Below are 258 nucleotides of genomic sequence, written 5' to 3' on the forward strand. Positions count from 1 at the left end.
TATCGCTTTCTGAGTGCCACCAATCATCAATGGATTGGATAGCCGCACCAATTTTCACTGAGTTAAAACTTACGGCCTCAGTGCCATCAATACACTTTACCTTGGCAAATTGTTTTGTTGGCAGACCGTCCTGTCTTTCAGTTATGAGGACTTGGCTTGGGAAAACCTCTTGGCAGAAAGCCACATCCAGTTTTGCGGTGATATCAGCATGCCAAAAGACACATGGATTAGTGAGTGCGAACAGAAACTCATCCGTTA

1 protein-coding gene is annotated in these 258 nt (G+C 44.6%); it reads right to left on the minus strand.

Annotated features, from left to right (window positions below; translation table 11 throughout):
* The coding region (locus tag J3L11_RS19155) for a type I-F CRISPR-associated protein Cas7f/Csy3 (protein WP_207572015.1) at nt 1-258 on the minus strand (258 nt) is incomplete at both ends.

It is taken from the genome of Shewanella sp. 4t3-1-2LB (assembly GCF_017368415.1).
Classification (GTDB): Bacteria; Pseudomonadota; Gammaproteobacteria; order Enterobacterales; family Shewanellaceae; genus Shewanella; species Shewanella fodinae.